The 13,459-nt window shown below is 60.2% G+C and carries 13 protein-coding genes; 8 read left to right on the forward strand and 5 right to left on the reverse strand.

Features of this window, described 5'->3' with window-relative positions; translation table 11 throughout:
- Positions 1-51: 51 nt before the first annotated feature.
- The 6 genes from GR212_RS24540 to GR212_RS24565 all read left to right on the forward strand — a co-directional run bounded on the left by GR212_RS24540 (position 52) and on the right by GR212_RS24565 (position 5,319).
- Entirely contained in the window at positions 52-1,050 is a 999-nt protein-coding gene (locus GR212_RS24540) for an aldo/keto reductase (RefSeq protein WP_163990431.1), read from the forward strand.
- Positions 1,051-1,156: 106 nt separating this feature from the next.
- Positions 1,157-2,659 (forward strand): helix-turn-helix transcriptional regulator, encoded by a 1,503-nt coding sequence (locus tag GR212_RS24545; RefSeq protein WP_163990432.1) that lies wholly within the window; start codon positions 1,157-1,159, stop codon positions 2,657-2,659.
- Positions 2,660-2,851: 192 nt separating this feature from the next.
- Positions 2,852-3,031 carry a CsbD family protein gene (locus GR212_RS24550; RefSeq protein WP_163990434.1) on the forward strand — a complete coding sequence of 60 codons (180 nt, stop codon included), beginning with the start codon at positions 2,852-2,854 and terminating at the stop codon, positions 3,029-3,031.
- A gap of 44 nt (positions 3,032-3,075) precedes the next feature.
- Positions 3,076-3,420: a BON domain-containing protein gene (locus GR212_RS24555; RefSeq protein WP_163990436.1), complete on the forward strand. Its 345-nt coding sequence runs from the start codon at positions 3,076-3,078 to the stop codon at positions 3,418-3,420.
- Positions 3,417-3,935, forward strand: a complete 519-nt coding sequence (locus GR212_RS24560; protein WP_163990438.1) for a DUF992 domain-containing protein — start codon at positions 3,417-3,419, stop codon at positions 3,933-3,935. The genes GR212_RS24555 and GR212_RS24560 overlap by 4 nt, the downstream gene beginning before the upstream one ends.
- Before the next feature lie 349 nt (positions 3,936-4,284).
- On the forward strand, positions 4,285-5,319 hold the full coding sequence (locus GR212_RS24565) for an acyltransferase family protein (RefSeq protein ID WP_163990440.1): 1,035 nt from the start codon (positions 4,285-4,287) through the stop codon (positions 5,317-5,319).
- Between the two features lie 43 nt (positions 5,320-5,362).
- Here GR212_RS24565 and katG read toward each other — a convergent pair whose 3' ends face one another.
- Entirely contained in the window at positions 5,363-7,561 is a 2,199-nt protein-coding gene (gene katG, locus GR212_RS24570) for a catalase/peroxidase HPI (protein WP_163990442.1), read from the reverse strand.
- A gap of 342 nt (positions 7,562-7,903) precedes the next feature.
- On the opposite strand from katG, the gene GR212_RS24575 reads away from it, so the two are divergent.
- Both GR212_RS24575 and GR212_RS36920 read left to right on the forward strand, forming a co-directional pair.
- Complete coding sequence (locus tag GR212_RS24575) at positions 7,904-8,923, forward strand: LysR substrate-binding domain-containing protein (protein ID WP_246725934.1); 1,020 nt, start codon at positions 7,904-7,906, stop codon at positions 8,921-8,923.
- Between the two features lie 160 nt (positions 8,924-9,083).
- Positions 9,084-9,260: a hypothetical protein gene (locus tag GR212_RS36920; RefSeq protein WP_204326738.1), complete on the forward strand. Its 177-nt coding sequence runs from the start codon at positions 9,084-9,086 to the stop codon at positions 9,258-9,260.
- A 285-nt stretch (positions 9,261-9,545) separates the two neighbouring features.
- Here GR212_RS36920 and GR212_RS24580 read toward each other — a convergent pair whose 3' ends face one another.
- The 4 genes from GR212_RS24580 to GR212_RS24595 form a co-directional block, all read right to left on the reverse strand.
- Positions 9,546-10,727 carry a M20 aminoacylase family protein gene (locus GR212_RS24580; RefSeq protein ID WP_163990444.1) on the reverse strand — a complete coding sequence of 394 codons (1,182 nt, stop codon included), beginning with the start codon at positions 10,725-10,727 and terminating at the stop codon, positions 9,546-9,548.
- 75 nt (positions 10,728-10,802) lie between these two features.
- Complete coding sequence (locus tag GR212_RS24585; protein ID WP_281411074.1) at positions 10,803-11,594, reverse strand: amino acid ABC transporter ATP-binding protein; 792 nt, start codon at positions 11,592-11,594, stop codon at positions 10,803-10,805.
- Complete coding sequence (locus tag GR212_RS24590) at positions 11,591-12,544, reverse strand: amino acid ABC transporter permease (RefSeq protein WP_163990446.1); 954 nt, start codon at positions 12,542-12,544, stop codon at positions 11,591-11,593. Before GR212_RS24590 ends, GR212_RS24585 begins: the two co-directional genes overlap by 4 nt.
- Positions 12,541-13,434 carry an ABC transporter substrate-binding protein gene (locus tag GR212_RS24595; protein WP_163990449.1) on the reverse strand — a complete coding sequence of 298 codons (894 nt, stop codon included), beginning with the start codon at positions 13,432-13,434 and terminating at the stop codon, positions 12,541-12,543. The genes GR212_RS24590 and GR212_RS24595 overlap by 4 nt, the downstream gene beginning before the upstream one ends.
- Between the last annotated feature and the right edge of the window lie 25 nt (positions 13,435-13,459).

Consider the following 13,459-nt stretch of genomic DNA (forward strand, 5'->3'; position numbering starts at 1 on the left):
TTACATATGAGATAGGATATATGTGGACGTAAGCCGGTCGGGGGACCATGCATGCACCTTGATGACTATGCCGCACTCGGTCGTTCGGAGTTGCGCGTCAGTCCGCTTGCGCTCGGAACGATGACCTTCGATGCGGATTCCAGCTGGTATTTGCGTGAAAACAGGCATGCGGCAATTCTGGACCGCTATCTCGAACTTGGCGGCAATTATCTCGATACCGGCAGTGGAGACCTGAAAGCGGGTGGGCAGACGGTTGTCGGCAACTATTTTGCGCAGCGGTCCCATCAACGCGATCGGCTTGTGATCGCCGCCAAGTTCGGCATCGACCGGCATGGGCAGGAGTTCAGTCGCAGTGCCTTGACGGCCGATGTCGAGCAGACTCTGCGGCGCCTGCGTACCGATTATCTCGATGTCTACTGGCTGGACAACTGGGATATTCAGGCTCCCCTTGAAGAAGTGCTGGGCGCCCTTCACGATCTCACCCAATCGGGAAAACTGCGCTATTTCGGCATTGCCGACACGCCGGCCTGGAAGGTCGCGCATGCGCACATGCTTGCGCAATGCAATGGCTGGGCTCCGTTCATCGGCCTGCAGATCGAATATTCCCTGGCGGCCCGGCTCTTCGAGGTCGAACTCGTTCCGATGGCGCGAGGATTGGGGCTTGGCGTCGTCGCACATTCGCCGTTGAGCGGCGGCCTCATCAGCGGGCAATATACGCGCGCCAACAACAGGGCCGGTCATGCGGCGCAGCTGGCGCAACGGCCAGACGAGCAGGATCTCGAAATCGTCGATGCCCTGTTCCGCGTCGCAGCCGAACTTGGCACGACGACTGCCCGCGTGGCTCTTGCCTGGGCGATGGCGCGGCTGGCGGTATCGTCAACGATCATTGGCGTGCATACGCTGGAGCAACTTGACGAAGATATCGGCGCGCTCCAGGTTCAGCTTTCTCCCGAACAGACGGAGACGCTCGACGCACTCACCATACCCAACCCTTCTCTTTCCCTGCCGCTGCTTCTGCGGAACGCCGCGCCTTTGAGCTGTGTAGACTGAACCGCGAGCTCTGATCCCTGCCGATGCCGGCTCCGCTGGCGGTTGCATGGCTTCTTTTCTCGGCCCGCACTCCTATCTAAGCTGCCAGGGTTGAATGAGGCAGCATATGAGTGACGGGTTACAGCCGCTGAATGTGAATCGGAACGTCTTGCGCGAGCTCGTTTCAGGACTGAGCGACGGTATCGTCCTGCTCGATCCGGATGGCACGATCTCCTGGGCGAACAGCGCTGCGCTGCGGATGCACCGGATTTCGACGATCGAAGAGCTGGGGGGCGATGCCGCCGGCTATCGGCAGGCTTTCACGCTTCGTTACCGCAACAACCATCTGCTCGCCGAAGGGGAGTATCCCATCGAACGCCTGCTGAAGGGCGAGACCGTCGATGAGGTAACGGTCGAAATATCGCCCGCCGCCGATCTCGATCTCATCTGGGTTCATACCGTTCGCAGCCTCATCATCGCCGATGCCGGCGCCCGTCTGGACGTGCTTGCGCTCATCATTCGGGACGAGACGCCGCTATTTGAGGCCGAGGAGCGCTTCGAGCGGGCGTTCAACGCCAATCCTGCACCCGGTCTGATCTGCCGCCTCGACGACCTTCGCTTCATCCGGGTCAATCAGGGTTTCGTCGAGATGACGAACTATGCCAAGGAAGACGTGATCGGAAAGACCGTCGACGACATAGGGCTTTTCGCCAATTGCGATAGCGGCGAAGACGCGCTGGCAAAGCTCGCGGAAGGTCGGTTGATCCGTCAGCGCGAGGCGCTGATTCCGCTTCCCGCCGGTGGCGACCGGCTCGTCATCATCGCCGGTGAGCCGATCGCCGTCGGCGAGGAGCCTTGTATGCTTTTTACCTTTGCCGATCTCGATGCGCGGCGAAAGGCACAGAATGCGCTCAGGCAAAGCGAGGAACGCTTCTCCAAGTCGTTCCGGCTGTCGCCGGCGCCAGCCGCCATTTCCCGTCTGGATGATTTCGTCTTTACCGAGGTCAATGACGCCTTTGTCGTACTTTCGGGCTACAGCCTTGAAGAAATTGTCGGAAAGACAGCCAGCGAATTGCGGCTGTGGGGCGATGTCGCCGCCCGGCGAGCGATGGAACGAAAGCTGATCGACAATACGCCGCTTCGCGATGAGGCCATGCGGATGAAGCAGAAGAACGGTGGGAACGCGGATTGCCTCGTCTCCGCCGAGCGCGTCGAAATCAATGATCAGCAGTGTGTCATATGGTCACTGCAGGATGTCACGGAGCGCATGCGCAGCGAGGCCGAGCTCGTCGAAGCGATCGAGAGCGTGATGGCCGATACCTCGTGGTTCAGTCGTTCCATCGTCGATCGGCTTGCGACCTTGCGGCAGGTATCCGACGGCAAGGTGCCGTCCGCCCAGCTTCTCGACCTCAGCGACCGCGAGAGGGAAATTCTTGCCTTGATCTGCCGTGGCCAAAGCGATGCCGAGATGAGTGAGACGCTGCATCTTTCCAGAAACACCATCCGTAATCATGTCGCGTCGCTCTATGCAAAGATCGGCGTGAACCGGCGTTCCGCTGCCGTGATATGGGCTCGCGAGCGCGGCTTTACCGGCATGTCCGCCATACCGAAAGGCCGGAAACCGAAATAGCGGCGGCACTCCTTGGATCGAACAGCCGCATGTAACGGAAAATATATGCATCCAGCCTAAAAAAGGCTATTTTCTACCAGCACAAATAGTAGTTTCTGCTCTGCAAGCATCCGTATTGCCGCCCTACTTGATTGTTCATGGCTTCGGTCGAAGGCCGATGCCTCCTCTTTTGGAAACACAAGGAGATAAGACATGGACAAGAATCACGTCAAAGGTGCAGTCAAGGAAGCCAGCGGCTCGCTCAAGGAAGCCGCCGGAAAGTTGACGGGCAACGACAAGCTCAAGGTCGAGGGAGCTGCGGAAAAGGCCGAAGGCAAGATCCAGACGCAAATCGGCAAGGCCAAGGATGCCATCAAGAAGACGCTTAGCTGACGCCATAAGGCGATATCTTTGCTCTTGTGATCTTCGAGGTTCCGATGCTTTTCCTGGCCAAACTTTCGTCGATGACGACATCACCGGATCGCTGCGCCACCTGTGCCGCGATCCGGTGCCTGATTGCCTACGCCGAAGGCCTCGAAGATTGCCGCATCGAGGTCGCCGTCGCGGACGGCGCCATCCTCCTGTCGGGGACCGCGCCGACCGACGACGCTCGGCAGCGCGCCATTGCCATTGCCGGCGAATATGCCGGAACCCGCGTCATCAGCAATATCGCTATACCGGACGATCATGGGCTGTCCCTCCATCCCGAGATCGACCTTTCGAGTTCCCCTGCGCCGACCGGAGTGACCGCGGCGCTCAAACCGCCGAAGGAGACGTCATGAAAAAGACCCTTATTGCGGCCGCGGCCATCGCCGTGGCTTTCGGTTCTGCGGCTTCCGCCGCCAGCACTCATCAGCATCCCAAGAAGCAGTCGGCGCAGGTTGCGTCCGAGCCGAAGCAGCGCCTTGGCACGCTTTCCTGCGAAGTTGCCGGCGGCGTCGGCATGATTATCGGCTCCAACAAGCAGGTCAGTTGCACTTTCAAGCAGCGAACCGGCAGGGTCGAGCGCTATACGGGTACGATCGGCAAGCTCGGGATCGACATCGGGGTCACCCGCAAGACCTATCTGAGCTGGGTCGTCGTCAATACCGCGCCCACCCGCGTCGGTGACGGTGCTCTGGCAGGAACCTATGTCGGCGCATCCGCAGGTGCTTCCGTCGGCCTCGGCCTCGGAGCCAACGCTCTCGTCGGCGGCAACTCCAGGAATTTCGCCCTGCAGCCGTTGAGCGCTGAAGCTGGAACCGGCCTGAATGTCGCAGCCGGTGTTTCACGCTTGCAATTGCGTCCTGCCAGCTGACGCGTCGCTCGGCGACGGCGCCACTGCCCATAGGAACGCCGTTTGCCGCCACCGCGAACTGGGTCTTTTCCGGCAATAGTGCAGCCGCACCGGAGACGGTGGGGGCTACGTAGTATTGTCTGCAAGACGATCGACATTTAGCTGATCGACGGCCCGGGAGCGGCTCAGCTCTTCACGGGTGGACATCCACACGACATGCTTGTTCTCCAAGCTGCGTCCTATGAGGCCCCTTCACCCTTCTCTGAGTGGGCGCCCCTCGTGTTCAGCGACTTCTCTCATTGATTGCATTAGAAGTATCGACTTCATTAATGAATGCATCTTAAGATGGTGGCTTCGGGAGAATACACCTATGGCCATCGATATCGGAGCTGAAAAGCAGCCTCATATACCGGCGCTCGACGGTTGGCGTGGGCTCGCCGTCCTGTTGGTGCTGATTGGCCATTTCGGTGGGGACCAATACCTCCCGCATCTCGGATCGGCCGGCGTCGATCTTTTCTTCGTTCTTTCCGGACGTCTTATGGCTGAGATCCTGTTTGTGCGGAAAATGCCTCTCGGGATATTTTTCTTCCGTCGTTTCAGCCGCGTCTATCCGGCCCTGGTCGCCTTTGTCGTGATCAGTTCCGTCATTTTTCTGCCAACGCCGATGACGCCGGGCGCTTTGGGGGTGCTGTCCGCGCTCTCCTTCACGTTGAACTACGTCATTATCGAGGGCCGTGCCTTCATACCGATATTCGATCATATCTGGTCATTGTGTGTGGAGGAACACAGCTATCTGCTGCTCGGCTTGCTTGCGCTGGCGTTTCGCGGAGTCGACATGCGGTTCGCCGGACTTGTCATCCTGGCACTAGGTCTCGCGGCATTGGTCAACGGCATTTTGCAGTATGACGTTTACGGGCAGAACCCCTTCATCGTCTTTTGGCCCACGCAGGTGGGCGCCGCACCGATATTGGTTTCGGCCGCATTCTTCCTGCTGGTCGGCCAGCATCGCAAGCGGTCGTCCATGGAGTGGCTGGTACCCCTGGCCTTTTCTCTGGGCTTGGCCGTGCGGCTATTCGCGGACGCCGCCTGGTTGTTCTTTGGCGCGAAAACCCTGCTGCTGGCAGTTGCCGTTTGTGGGCTGGAGCGCGCTGTGCGCTTTTCCGCCGCCTTGTTCGAAGGCGCTGTCATCCAACGGGTGGGGCGGATGTCCTTTTCACTCTACCTGTGGCAACAGCCCTTTCAGGTTCTGGCCCAGCAGGGTTTGCTGCCGCGGCTCATCGCACTGGCTTTGGGGATCGGCTTCGCGTTGCTAAGTTTCCATTTGATCGAGCAACCGGCCCGCATGCGACTGAACGCATGGATGGATGAGGGAAAGCGGCAAGGCGCCGTGTTGAAAGCCGGTTAAAACGGACGCGACCTGGATTGGTCGCGTCCGATGTCTTTTAATTTCAGGCGATGTCGTAACGGTCGGCGTTCATCACCTTGGTCCAGGCCGCAACGAAGTCGTTTACGAACTTCTGTTCCGCGTCGGCCTGGCCGTAGACTTCGGCGATCGCGCGCAGCTGCGAGTTGGAGCCGAAGACGAGATCGACGCGCGTCGCCGTCCATTTGACGTCGCCGGTTGCGCGGTCGCGCCCTTCGAACACGTCCTTGGCATCCGAAACCGCCTTCCACTCCGTACCGATGTCGAGCAGGTTGACGAAGAAGTCGTTGGTCAGGGCTTCCGGACGCTTGGTGAAGACGCCGTGCTGGGTCTGGCCGACATTGGCGTTCAGCGCACGCAGGCCGCCGATGAGAACCGTCATTTCCGGTGCCGTCAGCGTCAGCAGCTGCGCCTTGTCGATCAGCAGCTCCTCGGAGGAGACGGTGTAGGCTTGCCGCTGATAGTTGCGGAACCCGTCCACGATCGGCTCGAGAACGGCAAAAGCCTCGACATCGGTCTGTTCCTGCGATGCATCGGCGCGGCCGGGAGCGAAGGGCACGATCACATCATGGCCGGCCTTCTTGGCGGCCTGCTCGATGGCGACAGAGCCGCCGAGCACGATAAGATCGGCAAGCGATACGGTCTGGCCTCCCTTATGCGTATCGTTGAACTTCTGCTGAATGCCCTCGAGCGTCTGCAGCACGGAAGCGAGCTGTGCCGGCTGATTGGCCACCCAGTCCTTCTGGGGAGCAAGGCGGATGCGGGCACCGTTTGCGCCGCCGCGCTTGTCGGAGCCGCGGAAGGTGGAAGCCGAAGCCCAGGCAGTCGAAACCAGCTGCGGGATGGTGAGGCCCGATGCGGCGATTTCGCCCTTGAGAGCGGCGATATCGTTGGCGTCGATCTGTGAATGGCCGATCGCCGGGATGGGATCCTGCCAGATGAGTTCCTCCGCGGGAACCTCCGGGCCGAGATAGCGGGCGCGCGGGCCCATGTCGCGATGGGTCAGCTTGAACCATGCGCGGGCAAAGGCATCGGCAAATTCGTCCGGGTTTTCGAAGAAGCGGCGAGAAATCTTTTCGTAGGCCGGGTCGAAACGCAGGGCAAGGTCCGTCGTCAGCATCGACGGAACGTGACGCTTGGACTTGTCGTGCGCATCCGGTATCGAGCCTGCGCCGGCACCATGGGTCGGGATCCATTGATGGGCGCCGGCCGGGCTCTTCGTCAGCTCCCAGTCGTAACCGAACAGGTTCCAGAAGAAGTTGTTGCTCCACTTGGTCGGCGTCGAGGTCCAGGTGACTTCGAGACCGCTGCCGATCGTGTCGCCACCCTTGCCGCTGCGGAAGCTGTTCTTCCAGCCGAGGCCCTGCTCTTCGATGCCGGCTGCTTCCGGTTCAGGGCCGACGTTGGCTGCGTCACCTGCGCCGTGCGTCTTTCCGAACGTGTGGCCACCGGCGATAAGGGCGACGGTTTCCTCGTCGTTCATCGCCATGCGGGCGAAGGTTTCGCGAATATCGCGCGCTGCGGCGAGCGGGTCCGGATTGCCGTTCGGACCTTCCGGGTTGACGTAGATGAGGCCCATCTGCACGGCTGCGAGCGGGTTTTCCAGATTGCGGTCGCCGCTGTAGCGCTTGTCGCCCAGCCAGGTGTTTTCCGCGCCCCAGTAGATGTCTTCTTCCGGCTCGAACACGTCTTCACGACCGCCGCCGAAGCCGAAGGTCTTGAAGCCCATGGATTCGAGCGCGCAGTTGCCGGTGAGGATCAACAGATCGGCCCAGGAGATGCTGTTGCCGTACTTCTGCTTGATCGGCCAGAGCAGGCGGCGTGCCTTGTCGAGGTTGACGTTATCCGGCCAGCTGTTGAGCGGCGCGAAACGTTGCGTGCCGGAAGAGGCGCCACCGCGGCCGTCGCCCGTGCGGTAGGTGCCGGCGCTGTGCCAGGCCATGCGGATGAAGAGCGGGCCGTAGTGACCGAAGTCGGCCGGCCACCAATCCTGCGAATCCGTCATGAGGGCGAAGAGGTCCTTCTTTAAGGCATCGAGATCGAGCTTCTTGAATTCTTCGGCATAGTTGAATGCCTTGCCCATCGGGCTGGACAGTGCAGAATTCTGATGAAGGATCTTGAGGTTCAGCTGGTTCGGCCACCAGTCGCGGTTCGAACGGGCCGAAACGCTCGTGTTTCCATGCGGAAACGGACACTTGCCGGCATTTTCGACTTTTGTATCCATAATAATTGTCTCCCTTACGATGATTTGAACTGTGACGGCTGGAGGAGGGGCTTTGCAAGCCCCACGGGAACGGGTCCGTTTCTATGACGAGCGTGACGGCAGCATGTCAGACGCATGAAATCTCTCGTTGTTCTGGCCTCGCGCGAAACGGATCGGCGGGAAAAGGCATGCTTTTGCCTCGTTGCCCAGCAGATCCGCGCATGGATGAATTGAGCGCTGTCGATACTCCCGATGGGAGCTGCATGTGACAGGCGGCCGCATCTCATTTCTGCTGCGGCACTATAGCCAAGGCCATCCATTAATTTAAGTTGGATTTCCTGATTGATGCGATAAGATAAACTTATGACGAACCTTACCCTCAAACAGTTGCGCTATTTCGAAGCATTGGCGCGGCACGGCCACTTCGGTCGTGCCGCCGATGTATGCGCTATCTCGCAGCCGGCGCTATCGATGCAAATCAAGGAACTGGAGGAGCAGCTGGGCACGGAGCTCTTCGAAAGAAGCGCACGCCAGGTCCGCCTGACGAATTTCGGAGAGGCGTTCGCGATCCGCGTCCGCGATATCCTCCGCTCTGTTGACGAGCTCGGCGACCTCGCACGCGCATCCCACAATCAACCTGTTGGCCGGTTGCGGATCGGTGTCATTCCCACGGTCGCGCCCTACCTGCTGCCGGGCATCATCGGCAATCTGACCCGCATATATGACGGGCTGGATATCCATGTGCGCGAAACCTTGACGTCGAAACTGGTCGAAGAACTGGAGGAAGGGCGCCTGGATACGGCTATCGTCGCCCTGCCCATCTCGGAATCGTCCTTGACGGAAGTGCCGTTGTTTGCCGAAAACTTCGTGCTGGTAAGGCCGAGCGAGGATGAAGGCAAGCCGGTCCCCAACCGGGAGGCGCTTCGCGAAATGCGATTGCTGCTGTTGGAGGAGGGGCATTGCTTCCGCGATCAGGCGCTTTCTTTCTGCAATATACAGTCGGCGCTTCCGCGCGAGCTGATGGACGGCAGCTCGCTGTCGACGCTGGTACAGATGGTCAGCGCCGGCATTGGTGTCACCTTGATACCGGAGATGGCTGTGGCGGTGGAAACCCGTTCCGCCTCGGTGTCGACGGTACGCTTCCAAAGCCCGCAGCCTTCGCGGACGATTGGCATGATCTGGCGCAAGACGAGCCCGCTGGCCAAACAGCTGCAGCAGATTTCCGAAGTTGTGCGGGAGGCCGCCGACGCGATGCGCGAACAGCATGATTCGATCTGGCGCACGCAAGATCTGGAGTTCAATGCCCGGCTGCTGCGGCCCATAAGCGGTCGCACTGGCAGCAGTGTTTCGTTTGGCGCGGGCGATGATCCTGCCTTGGGCTGATTGTCACCGGCCGTTCATATTAACGCTGTCCGAAATTTTTCCACAGGCGCGAATAATTCAAACGATTGAAACTATTTTAATCGTTTAAATAGTTTAACGCCTTGATTTACAAAGAAACTCTTCCATGTCATGCCATTGATGCATGACAATGGAGGTCGTGATGCGAGAGTTTGAAAACGTAAGAGATGAAATTCCTACGTATGTGATTGATCGCCTGGAAAATGAATGGCGCGTGATGCAGGATCAGGGCTCCGAGCCGAAGATCGGGTTGCGGACAGATACTCCTGCAAATGATAGGCCCGCAGCATCCGACAGCCTTGGCCCGCTCGAAAAGTAATCACTTTGGCAAACCGGATCGCACCGCCCTCTGAGGCTGTCACGCCTGGGCAATGATGATCACCGGCATTCCTCCCGTTTCCGTCAGCACCGAAGAACGGATCAGCCCCTGCCTTTAGCCAGGGGCTGTCGCTTGTCGTGCGGGCTGGCCGTGCATAAGCTCAGCCAGAGCAATTCCAGGAAATGTGGATGGCGGTTTTCCGTCCGGAATTGCATAAGAATAAAAGGAAAGAGCGTTTTCGCGATTCGAAGAAAAGCGGAAAGGCTCTATTGGCTCCGACATTCATCAGGCGTCGAGATAGCGCTCGGTCAGCCGCGCCCACATGGCGGCACCGACGGTCAGGCTTTCGTCGGCGAAATCATATCTGGCGCTGTGCAGGACCGCAGAATCGACGCCGTTACCGAGGCGCAGGAAGCTGCCGGGCTTGTGTTCCAGAAAATAGGAGAAGTCCTCGCTGCCTGGAATGAGATTGCATATGCCGACCTTGTCGGCGCCAACGAGTTCTTCTGCCACGATGCGTGCGAATTCGGTTTCCTTGTCCGAATTGACGACGACCGGATAGCCGTGGATGTAGTCGATCTCGACACTGGCGCCATAGCCTTCCGCGACGGATTGCGCCAGCTTGCGGATTCTTGCCTCGAGGAATTCCCGTATCTTCGGATCGAAGGAGCGCACGCTCAGGGCCATCTTCGCGCTCTCGGGGATCACGTTCGATGCTTCGCCGGCGTGGATGGTGCCGACCGTCACGACGGCCGTTTGCGTGGGGTCGATACTGCGGGCAACCACCGTCTGCAGGCTGACCACGAGATTGCAGGCGACGACGATGGGATCGATGGTCAGATGTGGCCGCGAGGCATGTCCGCCCTTGCCGGTTATGGTGATTTCAACGGTATCGGCCGCCGCCATCAGCGGCCCTGAGCGCACCAGCCAGGTGCCTTCCGGCGCGCCTGGATGGTTGTGCAGCCCGAAAATCGCGTCGAAGGGGAAGCGCTCGAATAGGCCATCCTTGATCATCGCCTGCGCACCGCTGACGACGCCCGCCTCTTCGGCCGGCTGGAAGATCAGGTTCACTGTGCCGTTGAAGCGGCGCGTGCGGGCAAGATATTCGGCGGCCCCGAGCAACATGGTCGTGTGGCCGTCGTGACCGCAGGCATGCATCTTGCCGGGCACCTTGCTGGCATAGGGACGGCCGGTCTGCTCGACGATCGGCAGGGCGTCCATGTCGGCGCGGATCGCGATGCTCTTCTTGCCGGCCCCGACCGTCAGTCGGGCGACGACGCCGTGGCCGCCGACATTGCGGGTAACTTCATAGCCCCAGGCTTCCAGCTTCTCGGCGACGAAACGCGCGGTTTCCGCCTCCTCGAAGGAAAGTTCGGGATTGGCGTGCAGGTGCTGGCGGATGCCGGTCAGTTCCGCCTTCATCGGCTCGAAGTCCGACAGGCGGGCGAAATCGTTGTCGAGGGTCATGACTGTTCCAATGGTTCGCTTGAGCCGCCATCCGCCATAAAGCGTGCAGGCCTCACTGATGATGGGGCTGCCGCGCTAGATGAAGCGCGACAGGAAGCTTCTGGTGCGGGGGTGCTGCGGATTGCCGATCACATCCTCCGGCTTGCCCTGCTCGACGATCTTGCCGCCGTCCATGAAGACGACACGGTCGGCCGCCTCGCGGGCAAAGCCGATCTCGTGGGTGACGACGATCATCGTCAGGCCCTGGCTGGCGAGGTCGCGCATGGTGGCGAGCACTTCGCCGACCAGCTCGGGGTCGAGCGCCGAGGTCGGCTCGTCGAACAGCATCAGCTTCGGCTTGATCGCCAGTGCTCTGGCAATCGCCACACGCTGCTGTTGGCCGCCGGAGAGCTGCCGCGGATAGTTGTCGGCCTTGGCCGAAAGCCCGACGCGGTCGAGCAGTGCACGCGCATTTTCCGTCGCCTGCCTCCTGCTTTCGCCATGGATGCCGATCGGCGCCTCGATGACGTTCTGCAGCGCCGTCATATGCGGATAGAGATTGAACTGCTGGAAGACCATGCCGATCTTGCGCCGCTGCAGCGCGATCGCATGATTGGACAGTTTCACCAGTCGGCCCTTGTTCAGCCGGTAGCCGATCTGCTCTCCATCCACCTCGATCGATCCGCGGTTGATCGATTCCAGATGATTGATGCAGCGCAGGAAGGTCGATTTGCCGGAACCGGATGGCCCGAGGATGACGACGACTTCGCCCGGCGCCACATCGAGGTCGATGCCCTTCAGCACTTCGAGATTTTCGAAGGATTTGTGGACATTGCGCGCATGCACCAATGGCGGCATGTTGGCGTTGGTTTTCAGTGGGGCGTTCATTGGCCCGCCTCCTGTGCCGGCACGAGCGCCGGCGTAGTGTCCTTTGCGGCCTTCGTCGTGCCGGAACGGCGGTCGGCGCGGCTATAGTGGCGCTCGATGTAGCTCTGGCCGATATTCAGCACCGACGTAATCAGCAAATACCAGATGACGGCCACGAGCAGCATCGGGATGACTTCGAAGGTGCGGTTGTAGATCGACTGCACGGAGTAGAGCAGGTCGGCCATGGCGATGACGCTGACGAGCGAGGTCGCCTTGATCATGCTGATGAGCTGGTTGCCCGTCGGCGGCACGATGGAGCGCATGGCCTGCGGAATGATGACGCGGCGCAGCGCGCGAATGCGCGTCATGCCGAAGGCTTCCGCCGTTTCGAACTGACCCTTGTCGACCGAGAGCAGGCCGCCGCGAATGATCTCGGCCATGTAGGCGGCTTCGTTGAGCGCCAGGCCCGCGATCGCAGCCGTCATCGGGCTGATGACCGAATTCGTGTCCCAGCTGACGAAGGTCGGCCCGAAGGGAATACCGATCGACAGCGTCGGGAAGAGCGTCGAGAGATTGTACCAGAAGATCAGCTGCACGAGCAGCGGCGTGCCACGGAAGAACCAGATGTAGAGCGAGGCAAGGGTGCTTGCCAGCGTATCCTTCGACAGACGGGCGACCGCCAAAAGCAGGCCGAGCACGATGCCGAAGGCCATGGCGACGACCGTCAGGCCAAGCGAGACATAGAGGCCGTCGATAACGACGGGATCGAAGAAATACTGGGCGACGACATGCCAGCCGAAGTTCTCATTGTGAGCGACCGACCAGGCGAAATAGGCTGCGATCAACAGCGTTACGGCCCAGGCCGCGACACGGCCTGCCGGGAATGGCGTATGGGCATTCGCCACATCGCGCTGTGCGGCGTTTGCACCGCCGCCTGGCGGCGGTGCATTCTCCTTGTTCGCGTCCGTCATTTGTTCGCCTGCGTAGCCAGGTTGATGCCCGGCTCCTTGATCATGTTGTTCTCAAGCCCCCATTTCTTCATGATGGCGGCATAGGTGCCGTTATCGACCAGTTCCTTGATGGCGTCACGCAAGATGGGGCTGAGCGGCGAATTCTTCGGCAATACGGCGCCCTGGAACAGATCATCGAAGCCGTTCTTCTGACCGACGCCTGCAAGTTCCAGCTGGCCGTTCGCCTGGGATACGAAATAGGTCAGCGGCGCCTGTGACGAGAAGAACGCGTCCGAACGCTTGGAGCGGACGGAGAGGATCGATGTCGGCTGGTCGGTGAAGGACTGGACCTGCAGTGCCGGCTTGCCGTCCTTCGTGCATTTTTCCGCCTGGGCCTTGATGACTTTTTCGGCTGATCCGCCCGCCATGACGGCGATGCGGTGACCGCATGCGCTATCAAGCGTGGTAATGCCCTTCGGATTGCCCTTTTCGACAGCGAAGACGACGAATTCCTGCACATAGTCGACGAAGTCATTGGCATCCTCGCGCGATGCGAAGTCGCCAACCGGACCCTCGGCGTATTGGAAGCGGCCCGAATTGATGCCGCTGAGCAGCGCCGGCAATCCACCGACTGTCGCATGGGTGATCTCGACGCCGAGGATCTGCCCGATTGCCTTGGTCAATTCCGCGCTCGCCCCGGTGACGTCGGAGGCGCCGTTGACGATCTCATAGGGCGGAAAGGAGCCGCTGTTGACGGATACCATCTTGCCTGACGTACGGATGCTTTCCGGCAACTTGGCGCGCAGCTGCTCATTGACCGAAAGTTTCGGCAGGCCGGCGTCCTCAGCAAAGGCCGAGCCTGAAATCATCAGGCTTGCAGCAACGATATAAGTTAGTTTTTTCAACGACATGCTCATTCCCCTTTTGCTTTGCGTC

This window comes from Martinezella lusitana (assembly GCF_010668395.1).
GTDB classification, from domain to species: Bacteria; Pseudomonadota; Alphaproteobacteria; order Rhizobiales; family Rhizobiaceae; genus Rhizobium; species Rhizobium lusitanum_A.